We start from the raw sequence: 20880 nt of genomic DNA, 5'->3' as shown, positions 1-20880 counted from the left end.
GCCGAAATGTAGAAATTTAATAAATATCAGCAAGTTTGGAAATCGCTTAACTATTTAATGACATATAATATGTCAATCAAATAGCTTTATACGTAGATACAACTGCTGGCTAATCGTTTTCAGAATATCATGTTAAAAGGTATCAATACTCAATAGCCGCCACTATACTGCGGGATTTAGCACGCTTAACATCTAGCCATTGTTGTAAAATCAAAGCGGCTGCCTTGCGGTCAATCAAACCTTTATGGCGTGACGGGGAGCGGTTCTCAGCTATCAGCAGTTGCTCTGCTTGAAATGAAGTTAATCGCTCATCCACATATTCCACAGGCAGTTTCAGTGCTCTAGCAAGTCTTGTAGTAAATTTCTGAACTTGACGTGCCTGAAATCCTATTGAGCCATCCATTGAATAAGGTAAGCCCATAACTAGGATTTGCACCTCACGTTGATTAACTATTTGCCGGATTTGCTGGACATCCTGATCAAAAGATGTACGATCAATTGTGGTGATCCCCGTGGCAATTAAACCCGTGCGATCGCACCCTGCTACTCCAATCCGCTTGCGACCGAAATCTAGTCCCAACGCTGAAATAAACGGTTTTGGTTGCTCTTGGGATATCACACTAATTCTCCTGCTGTGCATCTGCTGATTCAGGAATCGGCGATGCTTCCATGCTAGGGTTTTTTACCGAAAAGTTAATCGTTTCTGACTTGCTTGGTAGTGGTTTCTCTGACGATGGCAGCTTTCCTGGTTGTATCCATGACATCCCGCCTGGTATCGCTTTACGGGACGGTTGTAAACCTTGCAGCATATCAGTCCACTGAATTCCTTCTAAGGAGACAAATTTAGACTCCCGTAGCTTGTGCCACACAGAGCGAGACATAACTAATGTGTGTTCTATGCGTTTTGCTCCAATTTGTTCCAAATACTCTTCTCGCTCTGCCTGGTAGTCTGAAGAAGCTAGTTGTAACCCTTGCTGGGGAAAATCTTGAGCAATCCGAGCCAGTTGAGATAGTAACTCTGGATACAGCCAGGTGTAAGCAGGATGAACCGTCAGCGTTGCCACGTGGGGAACTTCACCCTTACGGTCAAGTTGCACCTGAAAATAGCCGATCGCAGCTTTGCGTTGGGGTTCAAATACGTAACCACTGACTACTTCTGTTTTGGTCAGCCATTGCTTGACTGCATCAGTTAAAGCACCAAACAAGCTGGTTTTAAAATCGCGGGTATTGCGGTCAAAAACCTGACGTACCAGAGGTGGCATAGATGCCGTATCTAGTTGATACAGCAACTGGGCATCAGCATTACTCACTGGTAAGAGATTGGGTAAATCTGGCTCTGCTTGTGTCAATTCAGCCAGTAATTCTGGCCCAATTTCCCAGTACGTCATTTCTGCCAGACGCTGAAATCCATTTTGCCGATATAGTGCCAGCGCCTCAATATCGTTGATATTAACTTCCAGTAGCCAAGTGCGAGCTTCCAAAATCGATTCAAAGCAATGACGCAAAAGTTGCGAGCCAATTCCTTGTTTATCGACACCACGCTCTAACAAGACTTGATCAATGCGCCAAGTGCTGCGTGTCCGGTTAAACGGTGACACTTGAATCATCCCTACAAGCATCCGCCCTTGCTCTGCTACATAGGCACAGAGGCGATACTGTAGCGGGTTAGGAAACCAACTCAAAAATTTGAGTAATCCATACCAGCGACGTAGCCTTTGCATCTGGCTTATAGCAAAACCTCCTCCTTGGGGAGTATGGGCTGCGAATGACTCTTGAGTTATGCGCTCAATCCCGTCCAGATCCCGGTATTGGACTGGTCGGATAACAACGCTGAGGTTTCGGGGAAGTAATGAAGTCATTTTAATTCGAGCCGCCATTCAGCCTTAACTAACTGCTCTTCAAAGAAACTGCTGCAATAATATTAACTAGTTTCTGCCCCTTACTATTGCGCCAAAAGGGTGATTTTAGTAACTTAATACTTAAAAAAGCAGAAAAAGCAGATTTTGTGAGAACACCATTGGCATTGACCCAACAACATCTGCCTTTATTTTATTTGAATTTTGATTAAAATTTGTATATATTTACAGCCCTTGTCGAGAAACTAGCTTTTCAAAGTGGGCTTGGGTTTGATGGAGTAATTGCTGGCGACTATCTACCAGTGTTTGCTTCAGGGTTGGAACAAGATTGCGAGCTTGCAGAGTCATATGAAGTTGCAGGTTGGCCACATATTCACTGAAATCTTGATTCACTTCATCTGCGCCCGCATTTGTTAATAAATTTGATTCCATTGCCACTGTGTTCTCCTGTGTTAATCCTGTGCTGTCTCTCTTCAATAACCAAAAACTATCACGTTGTTTGGACTAACTTATGAATTTGCAATGAAGTTTAACGCTTTTTAGGGATAGCGATCGCTCTAGGGTTTTCATCTGCCCATTAAAATCTCAAACCAACACCACCTTGTACGGCGATCGCTGTACCACCGCTGTCACGGTAGGCATCAAAAGCAATGATGGCGTTGCCAAAAAGGACAGTATTGCTATTTGGGATCATATAATCAATGCCCGGTTGTAAAGCAAAGCTAATTTTGTCCCCCACAGGAGAAGAACCACCACCACCAGCCAATACTAACCCAGCACCCAGGTAGACATCAGCCTGCCAATTAAGGGGGAAATCGTAAGAAACCGTTGGTACAACTGCCGTATTATTACCAATTAACACTTGGGCACGGAGTGAAATTGGCGCTTCCAAAAGCTTGTAGCGTCCCGCTATAACCCCCCCGAATTGGATACCATCAGTAAAACCAATACTGGGGCCTATTCCGATATAACTGCCATAGGCTACCTGAGCTTGTGCTGGTTTAGTACTCGCCAGACTCAAGACCAAGCCAGCTCCTAAAACTGAAACCAAATATGGAATATACTTCATAACCGAACTCCTCACACCATTTTGTTATTAGGCATTAGACAAACAGGGCATGGGGCATTGGGAAAACTCTTCCTCTCCCTCAGCCTCCCCTGCTCCCCCTGCCCCTCTGCTCCCCAGATCCCCTACCCCCTCCATTCTACGGGCAACGGGGATGAATGCCTCCTTGAGTACAAATGTACGCCAATTGCTTGGCATCTAAATTTTTGGCTTGAGCAAAATCAACGCCTTGGACTACGGCAGATACTGAGCCTAAATCTGGGGTTTGGACAAATTGATCTGCTGGATCTTGTTTGCTAGGGGCGAGAATTGCCCCCTTAAAATCTGCTCCTGCCACATTTGCCCCTCGTAAATCTGCAAGACTCAGATCGGCATTTTGCAAGTTGACGTTTTCCATCTGGGCAAAGCGCAAAACAGCACCAGCCAGACGTGTGGCGCTCAGGTTAGCATTACTGAGATTAGCACGATCCAAATAGGCTCCTGATAAATCTGCCCCTTGCCAATCAGTATTAGTTAAGTTGGCAAAGGATAATTGTGTTCCGATGGCAGTGACGCGACCTAAACGCGCAGCGTACAGATTGGCTTCGTTCAATTTAGCGTCGCCTAAATCTGCTCCAGTCAAGCTGGCTTTTTCCAAAACTGCGTTTCGCAGATCGGCTCCTACTAGTTGGGTGCTGTTGAGTTTAGCGTCAAATAGACGCGCGTTGGATAAGTTAGCTCTGTTGAGAGTGGCGCGGCTCAAATCGATCCGGTTCATCAAGACGCGACTAAGGTTAGCATCAGTAAGATTGGCTTGCTGCAACTGAGCTTGGCTTAAATCAGCCATCACATCGTCGTAGGTATCCCAGCGTCCATCCTCACCCGCACTCCGGAAGCGGCTACCCTTCAAACTGGCTTGGTTAAGATTTGCAGATTTTAACTTAACTCCTGATAAATCAACGTTGTCTAGTACCAAGTTGAAGAAGGAACTTCCCGGAGTACCGCTTTGACCTAATTGGGTGCTACTAAGGTCAACGCCCTCGATTTTACCGCTGTAAACAGAGAGAATCTTATTGATCGTCCGTTGGTTTCTTTGTAGCCGCCCTTGCCGCAATTCCCGCTCTTGGGTTGCAGTACTACCCACAGACTCCAGTTTCCCCACCAAAAACAGATTCTTATTTTTTAGTTCCGGGATGGCTTTGGGCCCGACAGTTGTCAAAGCTTGTTGAATCGTATCCACGAGGCTGGGGTTGGTTTCGCTAACTAAGAGATCCGCCAGAAATTTAATGGACTGTGGGTCATTAAGACCACCCATAGCCAGAATTGCACTTTGGCGTTGGTCGTTAGTCGCCCCAGAGTTGGGACTCAATTGTTTGACGAGTTCGAGGAACTGTTGGCTGTTGATTTGCTTAGTTGCTCGCTGGGATTGTTGAATTTGGATATAGACTTGAGTGCCGATTAAAGTTGCCAACACAGCAGTCATGCTTGTAAGCCCTACCCCAAACAAAGTCAGATTAGGATTTTGCTGTATCTGCCGCCATAGATTAGGTGACTGGTTGGTTTGGGCTGCTGCTAATTCTTCATTTCCCTCCTGCCATTCTTCTGCTTGATCATTACCGCCAGCAGACTGAGCTTGTCTGTTATTAGCTAAGAGTGAGGATGGCAAGGGGCGAGCCGCATCTATTGTATAAGTGCCTGCAAGTTGATCATGTAGTGCGCGACGCCCCCGGCGCGATGGTAAGCCGATCCCTTCACCCACAATCATTAACAAAGACAAAAATGTGAATAATCCTAAATTAGGAAAAGCAAAGCTGTAGCGCCATAGCAGATAGGCGATGGAAATAGGTACAGTCCAACGCCCAACTCCTTCTCTAATTACAACTGCCCCCAATCCGGGTGGCTTGCCTTGCTCGTTGACAACCCGCACTTTTAACCAACGTTTAGGAATTGTGCTACCAGTCTTAGCGAGTAAATACAATTGCCACCACGAGAGAGTTACAGGCGCTAACAGGGCGATTGTCCACAAAATATTAGTCGGCCATGCTACGTTACGGATGCCATAGCTCATAGGCAGAGCCAGGGGTCTAGCGATCGCTCTTTCGGTGACTACCAGTATGGGGTTAAGCGGCACTCGATTAAAATCGCTTCTAGAATTGGCATAGACACCAATGCCGAAGGGAATCAACCCACTGGTAACTACTAGTGTGATTTCAGTTGCCCAAGCAGCAAAACGCCTACTTGCTAGTAACTGCGAATTGGCTCTTTCCGGTTTTTTTGACTGACCAGATTGATTACTTCTGTTGACAATTGGTGTCGTCATCGCATAATTCCCTTTGACATTATTTCTACGCCGTGATCGGCACAATTAAAATAGACTAAGCTAATCAGCAAAAACAAAAGCATATTGAAATAGAATTTAGGAGTCATAAGTCAGAAGCCTTTTGTATTCTGGCTCCTGACTTTCATAACTCCACGCAGAGTGCAAAGTAAATGCATATCAACATCAATTATTGCTTACCTTGAAAGCTATTAGACGCAAAAAATTTGTATCCAACATACACTAACACTGCCAAAAATGCCAGACTAATTACAGATGCAACTAGTTTAAACACTGCTTGCAGCATCGCCAAGCCTACTAGCACCGTCACACCCGAAACTACCAGCTTTTTCGCCCCAGATAAGCTGTTGAACCAAATCTGAAATCGCTCCAGTTGCAAGTTCAAGTTGGCAAAAACAGACTGACGGATCTGTTTTTGTTCTTGTGGTTGGGGAACCACTTTAGGCGAAGAATTAATCTCTGCCTCTAGCTTATTGAGGCGACGCTGCAAGTCTTCTTCTCTTTGAGGATTCATCAATTTTTTCTACCTCAGCTAAATCACTTATTCGACAGCAAACCAATCAAATTCTATTTTTGGTGCTTGTCTTAGTGATTTTAGCTAATGTCTGTGTGTGCAATGCCTTTCTGACGGTTAAAAATTATGATGATTTATGGAAGATTAACGTGTTACGGATTGAAGTGCGAAATGTCCGGTGAAATCTTTTGGTGCAAAAGCGCCACGGAACATAGATAATTTGCACGATTGATGGTCTTTACACCCATCAATCTTCACAAACAATTATTAAATTAATGGTATTGCTTTATACGACACCTTTTGGAACTAAGACGGATTGCTGTCGTCTATTAAATCAGACTATATAACATTGCTCTAGAAAAAATCTGGAGCATTAATTAAAATGAAAACGCTTAGGCTACTTACAATTGTTCCCACAGCTTTGGCGATGAGTTTAGTTTTCACTGAGGCTAATTTGGCACAGACACCAACAATCCAAATTAATCGGAATCTCCAATCAGATCCACTGATTTTGAATGGAAAGTCTGGGGGAACAGTCAAAAGTAATTGTGGCAATATTACCACTGAACCTAGTCAAGTTATCCAGGTTACAGAGTCACTACCTTATTTGCGATTAACAGTAGAAAGTCAAGGCAAGCCAACGCTGTTGCTCAACGGGCCTGGGGGGCGCTTTTGTGTAATGGCAGATAGTTACTCAGGAGGCAAGTCAGAAGTTTCTGGTTACTGGCAGGCAGGAAAATACTCGCTGTATGTGGGCGAATTATCCAAGCAACAGTATAGCTACACCCTCTCAATCTCGCAAAAAACAAAATAAATAGTCATTTGACCAGTGAGCAACAACCCTTGACTAATCTTCCAGTGATTGGGCTGGAACTTCGACAGCAGTGACATCAATTGTGCCTTCTGGTGCAAAGCGCTGGAAATGACTGTTTTGTACTAACAGCGACTCTCCACAGTTAGGACATTGCAACTGACTGTTATTTAAACCTGTAAATTCATGTTCACAGACGGGACACTGGTCAGCAACCAAGTTGCGTTGCAGCCACCAACGAAAGCCAAAAAAAGCCACAATGGGTGCCAACAACAGCAACCCGAAAATAATTAGTAACGAATTAACCAACCAACCCAAGCCCACTGATGCCAACAACCAAATAAGTGCCAGTAGGGTGAGCCAAGGGCGGAGATTTAAAAGATTCAATTGAAATGACTTAAAGCTCATTTTTTAAATGTCGTCCTGCTGCTATACAAAACTTGACCAAACTTTTTCAGAGCTAGTCATTCAACTAAAGTAAACTTTAGAGGGTCTGCTTCTTGTTTCAACCAAGGGAGCCAGCTCCTTCTTGTCCACAAGCGTAAATTCGGGTGTAGCCCACCCTAGCTTTATCTTATTTTAACGAGTATTTTCTTGAAGCTTTTAGCCATTGTTCATCCATTATTTTCAGCTTAGTTTTATTTTCCCTCCATCTAGGATAGCGATTTTAGTCATAAGTCATTTGGACTTAAATGGATCTATTACTGAGGATAGAAGCATTTTTTGCAAGTGCTGTTGGAAGGCATCTATACCAAACACAGCGATCGCTTGTTCTCGCAGCCACTCTCGATCACAGCGCTGGTCATCCCCTTGAAGCATTTCTATACAAGCCGCTGCTACAGCATTAGGACTGCGGTGTGGTACTCGCCATCCCAGTTTACCATCTTGTAAGGGGTCAGCGGAGCCATCGTCGTCACCGGATAATACAGGTACTCCACAAGCCATTGCCTCCAGATAAACAATGCCAAAGCCTTCTTGGGAAGGCATAATGTAGGCATCAGCAAGGCGGTAATGTTCCATTAATTCTTCTGTAGCAACGAAACCAGCAAACACGACGCGATCGCTCACACCTAAATTTTTTGCAAGTTTAGCTAATCGCGGTTGGTCATCACCGCGACCAATTACCAAATATTTCACTTCTGGGAAAACCTGAGCGATTTGTGGTAATGCCCGAATCGTTACATCTACACCCTTGTAAATATCCCCGAACCATAACCGCGCGACTGTCATTAATACTTTAGCACCAGTTAAGCCATACTTCTGGACTAATTCTGGCTGCTTGCAACCAGGAGTAAATTTATCTCCATCAATTGCACAAGGCATCATCTCTACGATTTTGGGGTTTAGAGCATTAGAAAAACAAGCGCGATCGCGGCTGTAGCGACTAATTGTCCAAATTCTATTTGCTGATGTCAGGGCGTGACGTTCTTGATTTTTCAGCGGTTCCCAGACTTCTTTGCCGTAAGTTAGTACGGTGTAAGGAATCCCCAAGGGCTGGCAAAGAGTTTGGATTAATACTGCTAAGTTAATATGACCGCAGAAAACTTGCTGCGGTCGGCTTTGCAACAGACACTTAAGTAAAGCTGCTGCCATTTGCAGTCTCCCCAAATAAGGAGACTGATTTTTAAAGTAATGAAATTTTAAGTTCTCGTCTTCAAACGGATTTAAGCTATCAGGACTATCTCGCAGCAAAAAGACTTCTGCCTTGTAGACTTGGCTAAATCTCAGATAGGCGCGAAAAATATCTTTTATATATGATTGAATACCACCTTCGTGGGCAAAAATTTCTAAAAACACAAAGACATGGTTAGTCTTTTTGTTAACTTTATCACCTGACTTTAGGTTTTCTGTCACTGTAGTGATCTGCATGTTAGATTATTTACACTTGCGGTAAAGGCGCGAGCGCACCGCTTTGTAACCGCTCTAAATCTGTTTTTACCATTTTTTCTAAAAGTTCTTCAAAGCTCACTTGGGGTTCCCAGCCGAGGTTTCTTTTAGCTTTACTGCGGTCAGCTACTAGTTTAAAATGCTCATCATTTCGCAATAAGCTAGTATTTTGGACTACATGATGCGTCCAATCCAATCCCACAGACTCAAAGGCTGTGGCAACTAAATCTCTAACACTGTGTAGTTTACCAGTGCCAATCACATATTCTTCTGGCTGATCAACTTGCAACATTAGCCACATTGCTTTTACATAATCTCCCGCAAATCCCCAATCGCGTTTGGCATCTAGATTACCCATTTCTAAAGTGTCAGTTAAACCTAATTTAATCGATGCAACTGCCAAAGAAACTTTGCGGGTCACAAACTGAGGTGGGCGTAGAGGGGACTCATGGTTATATAAAATTCCACTACAGGCAAATAGTCCATAGCGCTGTCTGTGATGCACCATCGTCCAGTGGGCGTGCATCTTGGCCGCAGCATAGGGATTTTTGGGACGAAAAGGAGTTTCCTCATCTTGAGGCGAAATAAATACATCGCCAAACATTTCCGAACTGCTGGCTTGATAAAACCTGGTAGACAAACCAACCTGTCGTACTGCTTCCAAAAGCCTGGTAGCCGTACCAGTTATCAGATCCAGGGTTGCCAATGGGTCGTTCCAAGAGTCGGGTACAAAACTGGGAGCCGCCAAATTGTAAATTTCTTGGGGACGCAGCTGTTCAACTGCGGTCAACAGCGCCGCATTATCTCTCAAGTCAACCGTAAAAATTTCTACCTGATTTGCCAGTATTCCCAGTTTTGTCAAATTAGGTTGTCGATGCGGGGGTACTAATCCTACAACTCGGTAACCTCGGTTGAGAAGCAAATGGCTGAGATAGTAGCCATCTTGACCAGTTATTCCTGTAATTAGGGCTGTCTTAGTCATATGTCCCCTATCTCCTCTATCTCTATGAAGCACCAAATTGCACTTGTTAGAGAACAAAAATTAAGACTCTCAACACTGCTGACAAATCTTAACAAGAGAGCTAGTGTAACTCGAATGCTATCTTTACTGTATTCATTAATTTTTTTTATACAATAATATTCTTTGAGGCTTTACAAAAAAATTATAACCACTAAGCAATTTCACGTAAAAAACATATGACCCCAATTTACATCACATATTATTGAAAAAGAAATACATCTTTGTGAATAAAATAACTACATATTTGAGCAGACACTCATTCTGCTGATGCTTTTGTTTCGAAGTGAGTGGCTCAACTTTGGGCAAAATCTCCGTATTTCTACGTGTATATTTTTATGGAAAACGGTCACTAGAGGAGAAGTTCTGTTTGTCTTACTCCTAAGTATAATCAAGCTACGTGCAGCATTTCCAAGAGTTGACTAGTACAGGTCAGCGTCAGTTTGCCTACCTTGAACAAGGGAGTTTTGCCCCAAGTATTGTCAATTGAGATGGTAGGTGGATTAACGCGCCCGATACTGGTACTCCTTGCCCAAAACCGAAAATTGACATCGGAAGTATTTTACCTTCCTTTAGCCTTGACTGCTTCACTTTTACTTTTGTGCTTCTACAGAATATTTGACGATCAGGAGGCAATTTCTACCATCTGCACCACGTTCGTATACAACACGGTCAGCCAACCGCCGCAGGAGAAACCATCCATATCCGCCTACTTGCAGAGTCCCTGGGGCTGGTTCTGCGATCGCATCAGGATTAAAAGGTTTTCCATAATCCCAAATTCTAATCTCTAGTCGGTCAATCCACAGATAAACCTTAATCTCAATCGTTGTTTCCGGGGGTAAAGCATGATGAGCGTGACGAACAGCGTTGGTAAAGCCTTCTGCTAATGCTAAATTGAGGCGATCAAGTTGGGTTTTTGACCAGCCAAGTTGAGACAAATGTTGCAGACAAAATTGCTCGAACCATTCTTGCACCTGGTTTAGGAGACTGAGTTCGCTCTTAACCGTCAGATGGTCTTGCTGCACTATACTAAGCATTAACTGTGACTTAAGTACAAGTAAACCCAAGTTGGTAATTATTAAATTTTGCCAATAGCGCAAAATTTCTCTGATATGGAAAAATCTCAATTGAGATATAGATATTCTGTGTACCAAAATACAAAACATCAACTATTTTGGCACTTCCAGGATTATAACTAGCAACTTACGTTAAGTAAGTGAAAAATGTTTGTATTTGGTGACTTTTGGTGATTTTAGATTTTGGAATAGTTTTTCAATCCAAAACTGAAAATCCCAAATGCAAGCTGGACTCTTAAAAAAGAATCCAGAACTCAGGAATCTTTTCGTGAAGAATTTAGAACCGCCACTAAATTCTTTTGCACCAAATTTTCAATTTGGCGTGATGTTTCACTGTTTATTCAGGAGTCCTTCACTAGGCGTAGCAAGATCCGTAGGGGTACGGTTGACGCTGAAAGACTCGAAGAGGCTGCGCTATCCTCCAGACTACTTGCTACAACTTTAGTGATATGAGCAAAGCAGTCGTTCCGCTTGGGTGATGACTCGTTGGCGCAGCCTCCCCAACAGTTGAGGTTGGGCTGATGAATTGTTTATTGTTAAAATTAACGCCTGTAAATTTATTTCAAAAGCACATCTGCATATGCTCTTGAAACTCACAGGCGTCAAAGCACTTTGTGGTGACTAATTTAGAATAGTCCCAAGGTCAAAGATTTATCCAATGGCAAGGCAGCACCAATACCCAGCCACAGGGTGACAAGGGTACCAAAGAGGAATACTGTGGTTGCAACTGGACGGCGGAAAGGGTTTTGGAACTTATTGACGTTCTCAATAAAGGGAACGAGGATTAGCCCCACTGGTACCGAACCCATTGCTAACACTCCTAAAAGTTTGTTAGGAAGCGATCGCAAAATTTGGAAGACTGGGTACAAGTACCACTCTGGCAAAATTTCCAATGGTGTGGCGAAAGGATTTGCTGGTTCACCGTTCATGGCGGGATCTAGCACAGCTAGAGCCACGATTGCAGCAAACGAACCCATGATCACGATTGGAAAGACGTAAAGTAGGTCATTAGGCCAAGCGGGTTCACCATAGTAGTTGTGACCCATGCCTTGGGCAAGTTTGGCTCTTAATTTAGGGTCGCTAAGGTCAGGTTTTTTTTGTGTTGACATTTTGAAATGTGCTCTCCTGCTTAAGTTAAATTAAAGCATTTGTGAAAGCTATCAGCTACTAGGCAACCCTAACAGGCGGGAAACAGCGTTTCTGTTTGTCTATCTCTAGTCAGCCGCCTGGAGGGTTTCTACAACTTTAGGCTTCAGATACAAATGTTTGTTTTTGGAACTTATGTGCAATTAATTTCTTGTGTTTCATAAGTTTAGAACAAACAACTTAATCTGAAAACTGATAAATGTTGCCTTTCGCTAATAGCTGAGATTACAAAGGACCGGAAATGCCTTGCTTGCGGATCATCAAGAAGTGAAACAGCATAAAGACTGCAATCAACCAAGGCAGCACAAAGGTGTGGGCACTGTAGTAACGAGTTAGTGTTGCTTGACCAACACTCGAACCGCCGCGCAGCAGGTCGGAGATCAGAACGCCAACCACAGGAATTGCTTCTGGTACGCCGCTAACGATTTTCACAGCCCAGTAGCCAATTTGGTCCCAAGGTAAGGAGTAGCCTGTGACTCCAAAGGAAACTGTAATCACAGCCAGGATGACGCCACTTATCCAGGTCAATTCGCGGGGCTTTTTGAAACCACCAGTCAGGTAAACCCGGAAGGTGTGCAAAATCATCATCAATACCATCATGCTGGCAGACCAGCGATGGATGGAGCGAATTAGCCAACCGAAGTTAACTTCATTCATGATGTACTCTACTGAAGAAAAAGCTTCAGCAACTGTTGGCCTGTAGTAGAACGTCATGGCAAATCCAGTGGCAAACTGGATGAGAAAGCAAACCAAGGTAATTCCACCAAAGCAGTAAAAGATATTGACGTGGGGAGGGACGTACTTGCTAGTGACGTCTTCGGCGAGTGCCTGAATTTCCAGGCGTTCCTCGAACCAGTCGTAAACATTGGCCATACAATCTCAAGTCCCTAAGAATCGGTTGCGGTTGATAAATCCCGAAGTTCTAAATCGGCGACCAAAGTTCCGATAGACCCAAGCCTCGGCATCCTGCGGATTCGCCTTTAGGCTTTCCTGTTCCCCATTGGCGATAGCGTCTTTGCTGGAGTTGTCGTTACCGAGGAGTAGGGTAGCAGCAGAATTGTCTACGGACTTCTCAGAAGCCGCCGCTTAGACTTCTCTCCCAATTAGCAATTTTGGGATTTTAGTAAAGGAGAGTTTTTTTGTTTGCTTGTCAACTTTCAGCGTGCTAAGAGTCTTCAGAAACTTTACACTCTGTAAAGAAGGAATATATTGCGATCTCTTTACGCCCCTGCACAGAAAAAGGTGGACACAAAGTAGATTTTATCCTTTGGTGAGTGAATACAACGCATCAGTTGAGTGAACAACTTGATGAGAGAAATGCACCACTTCTATAAAAAAAGTAACATAATCGAGAGATAGATTTCATCAACAACAGGGCAAGTGAGCATTTCTAGGCAATTTGGGTTGAGGTGGAATTGAGAATGGGGTTCATGAACAAACAAGTTTTTCGGGTTGGATTTTCATTGTTAATGGCGTTTTGGCTGGCGTTTGCTACGCTCACCCAGCCAGTGATGGCTTTGACGACGGAACAAAAGCTGGTTTCCGAAGTTTGGCGAATTGTTAATCGCACTTATCTAGATGAGACGTTTAATCATCAAAACTGGGCAGCAGTCCGGCAAAAGGCTCTAGAGAAGCCGCTGTCGGACTCAAATGCCAGTTATGCGGCAATTGGGAGGATGCTCCAGAGCCTCGATGATCCTTTTACCCGCTTTTTAGATCCGGAACAGTACCGCAGCTTACAGGTCAATACTTCTGGGGAACTGACTGGGGTTGGATTACAAATTGCCCTAAATGCTAAGACTGGGAAGTTGGAAGTAGTGGCTCCTATAGCAGGTTCACCAGCAGATAAAGCAGGGATTAGACCACATGATCGCATTCTCAAAATTGAAGGCACCTCCACAGAAAATCTCACCCTTGATGAAGCAGCAACTAAGATGCGTGGGCCGAGTGGCAGCCTTGTCACTCTCCTGATCGAACGGGATGGAGAGGCAGAAACAGAAATTAGGCTAACACGCGATCGCATTGCTCTTAACCCTGTGGTTTCCGAATTGCGTGTTTCCACTAAGGGTACGCCCATTGGCTACCTTCGCCTCACTCAATTCAATGCCAACGCCTCAACGGAATTGGCACACGCTATTTCTAGTCTAGAAAAAAAAGGCGCTGCTGCCTACATTCTAGATTTGCGAAATAATCCTGGGGGGCTATTACAATCAGGAATTGAAATCGCCCGTCTGTGGTTAGACTCTGGCACTATTGTCTACACTGTTAACCGACAAGGCATTCAAGGTAGTTTTGAAGCGTCTGGATCAGCCCTGACGAAAGATCCTCTGGTTATTTTGGTAAATCAAGGAAGTGCAAGTGCTAGTGAGATTCTCGCCGGCGCACTGCAAGATAACCGTCGTGCTCAGTTGGTAGGTGAAACCACCTTTGGCAAGGGACTAATTCAATCCTTATTTGAATTGTCAGATGGCTCAGGCTTGGCAGTCACAATTGCTAAGTACGAAACTCCTCAACACCGGGATATTAATAAACTAGGTATTAAGCCAGATAAAGTGATTTCTCAAGACCCAATTAACCGCGAACAGATTGGCACCCTAGAGGATCTGCAATATCAAGCAGCCGTGGAACTTTTGGTTGAAAACTCGGTTGTGGCGGGAAAGACTTAAAAAGCTAGAAGTTAGGAGTTTGCCTTGTTCCTAGTCAGAGACTGGGAATAACCAAATAAATTGTTATCCGATAGCTCTTGAACGTATTGCTGCCTATAAATACGAGCACATCTAGACCATAGAAATCAGAGTCTTCCATCAAACGCAACAGCTTTTTGTGCTGAACTTGCTTTTTGTTAGTAACTATGAGATATTTTATCTGAGATTTGAAATACTGTATTACTATCGAATTGCTGAAAATTACTGATAATTACTATGGTGGATTAACTTTTTGACATGAATTTAAGTTTTTTCAGAAAGCATCGACTGTTATTTTTTATCATAATTTTCTTTGAGTTTTTTTTCAGTAGTACAGTAGTTGCTGCCAACTTCAAATTGTATTTCGCTGCTCATAACTCTGGATCACTACAATCAGCAAATCCTCAACCTATTACGATCGCAGATCAACAAGTATCTGTAGATAAATTACTAAAATTGATCCAGCAGCGATTGTTAATTGCACATGATGTAGCCCGGTGGAAATGGAATCACAAACGTCCTATTGAGGATCTAAAGCGCGAACAAGAGTTGCTTTTAAAGGTTAGGCAACAAGCAAAAATCTCTAGTCTAGAACCCGATCCAGTTGCAGCATTTTTTAAAGCACAAATAGAAGCAGGAAAACTCATCCAAACAGTTGATTTTCAAAACTGGCAAAAGCAAGGCATTAAATCTTTTCCTAACGCGCCAGACTTAAACCAAACATTACGACCATCGTTAGATAAATTAAACACAGAATTTGTCTTTACTTTAACAGAAGTGACTTCTGTTCTAGGTTGTCCGCAGATACGGGAATTAATTCAGTCACGTTCTCAGGTGATTATTCAGGGAGATGGTATTGATCAGCAAGTACAGAGCCTAGCAATTTCACCCCTGTTGAAATTTCCAAGCGCTTCTTGCAAAGTGCGTAACTTCCGTTGATCGGGCTAGTGACACTCTAATACCAACGCGAAGTAAGCCAATTCTATCTTAAAGGGAGGGACTTTGTAGTAGCCCTAAGCTATCTATATTGAGAGAACAACACCGAGGAACTGTCAAATGCCAAAGCGCGCTGCCACGATTCAAGGAGGCAGAGCCTCCTAGTATTGTGTTAACTGTTAAGCAGAGTTCTGGGAATTTCGATAAAGTTGGGCATTTTGCAGAGAAATTGCGACTTGAGCGGAAAGTAAGTTGAGCAGTTCGACGCGATCGCTGGTAAATGCTCCGGTTGCTAAATTGTTTTCTAAGTACAACACGCCCAACAACTTACCTTGATCCAAAATCGGGCTACACAAGACACTCTTGGGCTGCTGTTGCTGAATGTAGGGGTCATTGATTAATTGTGGATGCACCGTGGCATCAATAATCACTGCTGGTTGTAAGCTGCGTTTGACGGTATTAATTAAGCTAACTGGCAGATCAACAGAGTCTTCAACAGGCTCTGGATTGAGCAACATTGGGTAAAAATTGATCTGGGTAATTCCCTTGTTATGTAGAAAGGAAAGCTGTGCTGACGCCTGAATCAGTAAACGACCTGACTCCAAAAGCATGAACACACACTTATCAGCTCCCGCATTTTCAATGACAATATGCAGCAATACTGAGAGCAGTTTTTCGAGTTCGATTTCGCCAGAAAGGGTTTGGGAAACTTTGAGAATGGTAGCTAAATGCAAAGCAACAGAGGCACTGCTACTAGAAGTGGCAGAACTGGTAGAGGTGACACTTTCTAATGTAAAGATAGTTTCGTTGGTTGAGAGGGGAGAACGGGTTTGCTGGAGGATGGGGGCGAGTAATTGGGGATAGCGTTTTTCCAGGTCGGCGACTTTGGCTTTAGCACCCCAGCGAGCATAGCCATAGTAGGCTTGGATCATATAGTCTTGAGCAATCCGTTCTTTGCCCCAGCTGAAGTAAAATTTGGCGGCTAGTTCATTGGCAAGTGCTTCTTCTTGGATGTAGCCTTGTTCTTTGGCTCCTTTGATGGCGCGATCGTAATAGTCTATTGCTTCTGCCCGATTGCCTAAGACCCGATACCGTTCGGCTTCCACCAAATCAAATTTGTGTTGAAAATTCATCGGTGCATGGGCTGCCCAGTAGTTGAGTTTTTCTTGGTTGCCAGCGATGGATTCCTTTATCTGCTGCTGTTCTGGGGCTGAGAGTTGCCCAAACCATGCTAGTTGGGCTAAAGACTCATAGAAATGAAAGATGGGTACATAAAAAAAAGCAAGGATAGCATCCAAATACTGTCTTGCCTGCCCAGCCTGTTCTACGGCTTGTTCAAACTCTGAAAACAGATAGGACACAACCAGTTTGTTAATCCACAGCAATGCTAATCCGGTGCGATCGCCCGTTGCTTGATGTAACGGAAGTTGATGCTGTTCATTGTAGGCTGCACCGCTCAACACCACAACGTCATCCGCATCCCCGATTAAATTCAGCAGAATTTGTCGAATCAACTGGGAATAGGTCAGAGTCAGATTTTGCTTAAGATACTTGAGCGCTTCACAATATTCGGCAATTTCCAACTCTAGTTGCCTTAAGTTCTGCCCTGTAAAATAGGAATAAAAACCGTAGTTATACGCAGAGTAACCGGCGAAAGCCAGATCGCCCACGTCTAAACAACTACAATAGGCAATCTGTAAGGGGTGTAATGTCTCACGCAGGTGCATTTTCCAATGCCTTGTGTACACACAGACTAGTAATAAAGTTTTCCCCTTCAATTCTGAATTTTGATATCGTGATAGCAGGTCGAGGGCTAACTGACCAAATTCATAACCTAGTTCAACCTTTCCCAACACACCACACATCAATATCCCATAAGAGGCATAGCTAAAGGTCGAGGTTGATTCATTGCCATAGACGACGGACAGATAAACCTTTTTTAAAATCACCAGTAAATACAGCAGTGGCTGATACACATAAGCAGAGGGTGCTACCGATGTCAAAATTCGAGCCGCCGCTAGGATGTTCGCATCTATTGCTTCGCTGAGGTTGAGTAACTCGGCAGGTAACCGCTCTCCAATCACATCTGAGACGTTATTAAAGGCATCCGCCACGTTGTCCTGAGTAGGCGCTGCGGGCAGTTCTACTCCCAATTGCTTTAAGATGGCAAGGGCTGCGGCGATCGCTTGGGCAAACTGACCTTGAGCAGTTAATGCCTCAATCTTCACCTCATAAATGCTGATTTGATCTAATGGAGTTTTGGCATGGTTTAGGACAAGGCTAGCGAAGCCTGCCATCTGCTCTAAGTCACCGGCCAAATAGGCGGCTTCTGTGGCGACTTGATGGAGTGCTAGGGTCAACTCATACTGATGCTGCCAACTGTTTTGCGCGAGTAACCCAATGCCCACCTGGGCATATTTGTAGGCAGCAGTATAGGCGATCGCTGCTTTTGCCTTGCGGCTTGCCATCAGGTTGAACTGGGCGAGGGCTTGACGTTCTGCGGATTGGATCAATTCAGCCGCAACGTTGAGGTGACTGACGATTTCAAAAATGCGTTCTTCCCGGTTGCTTTCGGGGGTGTTACTCAGGAGTAACTGTCCAATCTTCAGGTGAACGAGTTGTTTTTCATCCGTGGGAATCAGGGAGTATGCCGCTTGCTGGACGCGATCGTGCAAGAATTTGTAAACACAGGTGTTAACCTTCTGTACTGATATTTGGACTGGGGGAACTGATGACTCGGTTTGATAAAACTTGTAAACCTGATTGGTTGGAATCACAAATCCTTCTTGCAATGCTCTCCACAAGTCCGAAGCGGTTTCTATCTGCGACTTTTGATTAATGATCGCTAGCGTTGCTAAATCAAACTGATTGCCAATACAGGCTGCCAGTTTAAGTATCGCTTGCGTCTGGGTGGGCAACTTTTGCAGTTGAATTGCCATGAACTCTACGACATTATCCGTTAAGGCAAGTGATGTCTCTTGACTCGCCGCTGCGCCTCTGGGCACAAGTCCTAAATCAAACTGCCACAAACCTGTATGCCAATCAAAGGTAATTCCGCCGTCCTCATGTAATACCTTGAGAAACTGGGTTGTAAAAAAGGGATTCCCTTTGGCTTTTTGATAAACTAATCCAGTTAACGGCAGGGCAACTTCTGTCGAACAACTCAATGTATCGACAATCAAACGATTCACATCTGTCTGACTCAAAGGAGCTAATGTAATAGTGCTGACCGTGGCTTCCTTTTCAATCTCTTCTAGGGTAAGCATCAACGGATGAGCCGCAAATACTTCGTTATCACGGTATGCGCCAATAATCAACAGATAACCCCTCAGAGTTTCACCCATCAATAGCCTGATCAAATTCAGGGATGCTGAATCTGCCCACTGTAAATCGTCGAGGAACAACACCAACGGATGCTCTATTGTGGTGAACACCTGAATAAACTTGACAAACAGCAAATTGAAGCGGTTCTGTGCAGCATTGCCCGATAATTCTGGTGCTGGCGGTTGCTTGCCAATAATCTGTTCTAGTTCTGGAATCACTTCAATCATCACCTGTCCACTCTCAGACATTGCAGACAGAATTTTGTTTCGCCACTGCTCCAGTTGAGCATCGCTTTGACTGAGCAATTGTGCCATCAAGTCTCCAAAAGCTTGCACAAAGGCAGACAGGGGAATGTTGCGATTGAACTGGTCATACTTCCCTTTGATAAAGTATCCATTCCACCGGACGATGGGCTTATGCACTTCATTTACCACGGCAGTTTTGCCAATGCCGGAGAAACCTGCCACCAGCATCAATTCTGATGCACCATTGGCAACCCGCCCAAATACCTCCAGCAAGGTTTTTACTTCCGGTTCCCGTCCGTAGAGTTTTTCTCTGATCAAAAAGCGATCGCTATTATCGTGCTGTCCTAAATCAAACCAAGTATGTTTGCCTGTTTTCCACCATTGTTCTAAGCAGGTCACTAAGTCATATTTTAGTCCCAACGCACTCTGGTAGCGGTCTTCGGCGTTCTTCGCCATCAACTTGCAAATGATCTCTCCCAGCATCAAGGGTATTTCGGAGTTGAGATTACAGATAGAGTCAGGCTGTTTGGCGATATGGCAATGCACCAACTCCATTGGCTCGTGGGACTCAAAGGGCAGTTGTCCACTCAGTAGTTCAAAAAAAGTCACACCTAATGAATAGAAGTCGCTGCGGTAGTCAATGCTTTGGTTCATCCGTCCAGTTTGCTCTGGTGACAGATACGCCAGCGTTCCCTCCAGTCCGTTGGGACTTTGGATCTCTTGGGTTTCTCGTGGTAAAAGTGAAGCAATACTGAAGTCAATCAGCTTAATTTCTCTGGTATCAGGATGAATCAGGATGTGGGCTGGCTTGATGTCTTTGTGAATGACGTGCTGTTGATGTAACTCGTGTAAACTGTCTACCAGTTGCAGCGCAATGGGGAGGAATTGCTTTAAAGTCAGTGATTGTCCTTGGCTAAATTCCCGCAAGGAAATGCCACCGAAGTCTTCCATGACTAGGGCGTAGCCGTTTTGATAGAGTTCCAAGCTGTAGGGTTTAATGATGCTAGGAATATCTAGGTTTTTGGCGATCGCATATTGGTTGCTAAACTGTACTAATTCGCTGAAACTGGGGTATTCTCGTTTTAAGAGCTTGATGATGACTAGTTGGCGATCGCAGTCTCGTACTGCCCGATACACTTGAGTGCGAGAACTTGAATAAAGTCGCTCTCTGATTTGGTAACCAGCGATCCTTATACTTCCATCAAGTTTTGCGCTCATAAATTTTTACGAGAATTCCTCTGTACTATGGTTAGAATTCCCCAGAGAACATTTTTTTTATCTTATATTTTACACCTGTATCAACAACCGTCATAGTTTATAAATCTATAGTTAATATTGCATTCCCTTTAGAGTAGTCCTTTAAAGGTGACTCCTAAATTCTATTTTTTTCTCTGATATCTCTGTGTTTAGTGCAGCTTAAAAGTAATTTATTCAAATACAGAATTACATTACATACAGAGTAAAGAGATTAAAGAGGAATTTTTTGACCAAAATTTTTACTTACCTTAAAAGGGCTAGTACAACACGGCATAAATAAGCCATCCCTTCCAAATCAACGAAACGCTTATGCTGTATTCATTTTTACTTTTGACTTTTGAATGCGTGACTTCCACTTTCCGCTACTAGTTCTAACCAATTATCTATGAGGTTGCATAGAACAAGGGGATTTTGCCCAAGTCTTACCAAGCCTGATTTTGTACAGTTTCACAAAGAATTGGTATAAATTCTATAAGTTAACAAACGTTGGAAAATTTGCATTGGGGATTGAGAACTTAGGATAAGTCTTTGAACTCCGTGAATGAGTCTTTTAACTCCGTGAACGAGTCTTTGAACTCCGTGAATGAGTCTTTGAACTCCGTGAACGAGTCTTTGAACTCCGTGAACGAGTCTTTGAACTCCGTGAATGAGTCTTTGAACTCCGTGAATGAGTCTTTGAACTCCGTGAATGAGTCTTTGAACTCCGTGAATGAGTCTTTGAACTCCGTGAACGAGTCTTTGAA

16 protein-coding genes are annotated in these 20880 nt (G+C 43.8%); 3 read left to right on the top strand and 13 right to left on the bottom strand.

Going from position 1 to position 20880, the window contains the following annotated elements; all coding sequences use genetic code 11:
• Window positions 1-142: 142 nt before the first annotated feature.
• From ruvX to V7K46_RS07255, 6 genes are all read right to left on the bottom strand, one after another.
• On the bottom strand, window positions 143-640 hold the full coding sequence (ruvX, locus tag V7K46_RS07280) for a Holliday junction resolvase RuvX (RefSeq protein WP_335111898.1): 498 nt from the start codon (window positions 638-640) through the stop codon (window positions 143-145).
• Window positions 621-1877 carry a GNAT family N-acetyltransferase gene (locus V7K46_RS07275; RefSeq protein ID WP_335111897.1) on the bottom strand — a complete coding sequence of 419 codons (1257 nt, stop codon included), beginning with the start codon at window positions 1875-1877 and terminating at the stop codon, window positions 621-623. The genes ruvX and V7K46_RS07275 overlap by 20 nt, the downstream gene beginning before the upstream one ends.
• A gap of 204 nt (window positions 1878-2081) precedes the next feature.
• Window positions 2082-2288, bottom strand: coding sequence for a hypothetical protein (locus V7K46_RS07270; RefSeq protein WP_298918420.1), 207 nt, complete (start codon window positions 2286-2288; stop codon window positions 2082-2084).
• A gap of 145 nt (window positions 2289-2433) precedes the next feature.
• Complete coding sequence (locus tag V7K46_RS07265) at window positions 2434-2925, bottom strand: hypothetical protein (protein WP_335111896.1); 492 nt, start codon at window positions 2923-2925, stop codon at window positions 2434-2436.
• 136 nt (window positions 2926-3061) lie between these two features.
• The gene (locus V7K46_RS07260) at window positions 3062-5221 is read right to left on the bottom strand and encodes a pentapeptide repeat-containing protein (protein ID WP_335111895.1); all 2160 of its coding nucleotides are present in this window, start codon (window positions 5219-5221) and stop codon (window positions 3062-3064) included.
• Between the two features lie 187 nt (window positions 5222-5408).
• Window positions 5409-5753, bottom strand: a complete 345-nt coding sequence (locus V7K46_RS07255; RefSeq protein WP_335111894.1) for a hypothetical protein — start codon at window positions 5751-5753, stop codon at window positions 5409-5411.
• 382 nt (window positions 5754-6135) lie between these two features.
• Between V7K46_RS07255 and V7K46_RS07250 the strand changes: the two genes are divergently transcribed.
• The gene (locus tag V7K46_RS07250; protein ID WP_335111893.1) at window positions 6136-6567 is read left to right on the top strand and encodes a hypothetical protein; all 432 of its coding nucleotides are present in this window, start codon (window positions 6136-6138) and stop codon (window positions 6565-6567) included.
• A 33-nt stretch (window positions 6568-6600) separates the two neighbouring features.
• Here V7K46_RS07250 and V7K46_RS07245 read toward each other — a convergent pair whose 3' ends face one another.
• The 6 genes from V7K46_RS07245 to petB all read right to left on the bottom strand — a co-directional run bounded on the left by V7K46_RS07245 (window position 6601) and on the right by petB (window position 12564).
• Entirely contained in the window at window positions 6601-6972 is a 372-nt protein-coding gene (locus V7K46_RS07245; protein WP_335111892.1) for a hypothetical protein, read from the bottom strand.
• Window positions 6973-7242: 270 nt separating this feature from the next.
• Window positions 7243-8433: a glycosyltransferase gene (locus V7K46_RS07240; RefSeq protein ID WP_335111891.1), complete on the bottom strand. Its 1191-nt coding sequence runs from the start codon at window positions 8431-8433 to the stop codon at window positions 7243-7245.
• A 10-nt stretch (window positions 8434-8443) separates the two neighbouring features.
• Complete coding sequence (locus V7K46_RS07235) at window positions 8444-9433, bottom strand: GDP-mannose 4,6-dehydratase (protein WP_335111890.1); 990 nt, start codon at window positions 9431-9433, stop codon at window positions 8444-8446.
• Between the two features lie 629 nt (window positions 9434-10062).
• Window positions 10063-10506: an ATP-binding protein gene (locus tag V7K46_RS07230; protein WP_273768440.1), complete on the bottom strand. Its 444-nt coding sequence runs from the start codon at window positions 10504-10506 to the stop codon at window positions 10063-10065.
• 665 nt (window positions 10507-11171) lie between these two features.
• Complete coding sequence (petD, locus tag V7K46_RS07225; protein ID WP_335111889.1) at window positions 11172-11654, bottom strand: cytochrome b6-f complex subunit IV; 483 nt, start codon at window positions 11652-11654, stop codon at window positions 11172-11174.
• 262 nt (window positions 11655-11916) lie between these two features.
• Window positions 11917-12564: a cytochrome b6 gene (gene petB, locus V7K46_RS07220; protein WP_298918390.1), complete on the bottom strand. Its 648-nt coding sequence runs from the start codon at window positions 12562-12564 to the stop codon at window positions 11917-11919.
• A gap of 548 nt (window positions 12565-13112) precedes the next feature.
• Between petB and ctpA the strand changes: the two genes are divergently transcribed.
• Window positions 13113-14357 carry a carboxyl-terminal processing protease CtpA gene (gene ctpA / locus V7K46_RS07215; protein WP_335111888.1) on the top strand — a complete coding sequence of 415 codons (1245 nt, stop codon included), beginning with the start codon at window positions 13113-13115 and terminating at the stop codon, window positions 14355-14357.
• Window positions 14358-14633: 276 nt separating this feature from the next.
• Window positions 14634-15314, top strand: coding sequence for a gamma subclass chorismate mutase AroQ (gene aroQ / locus V7K46_RS07210; RefSeq protein WP_335111887.1), 681 nt, complete (start codon window positions 14634-14636; stop codon window positions 15312-15314).
• A 176-nt stretch (window positions 15315-15490) separates the two neighbouring features.
• Here the strand turns inward: aroQ and V7K46_RS07205 are convergent, their stop codons facing one another.
• Entirely contained in the window at window positions 15491-20098 is a 4608-nt protein-coding gene (locus tag V7K46_RS07205; RefSeq protein WP_335111886.1) for an ATP-binding protein, read from the bottom strand.
• Between the last annotated feature and the right edge of the window lie 782 nt (window positions 20099-20880).

The organism is Nostoc sp. (assembly GCF_036917395.1).
Classification (GTDB): Bacteria; Cyanobacteriota; Cyanobacteriia; order Cyanobacteriales; family Nostocaceae; genus Nostoc.
This window is presented reverse-complemented; position numbering and strand designations above follow the sequence as displayed.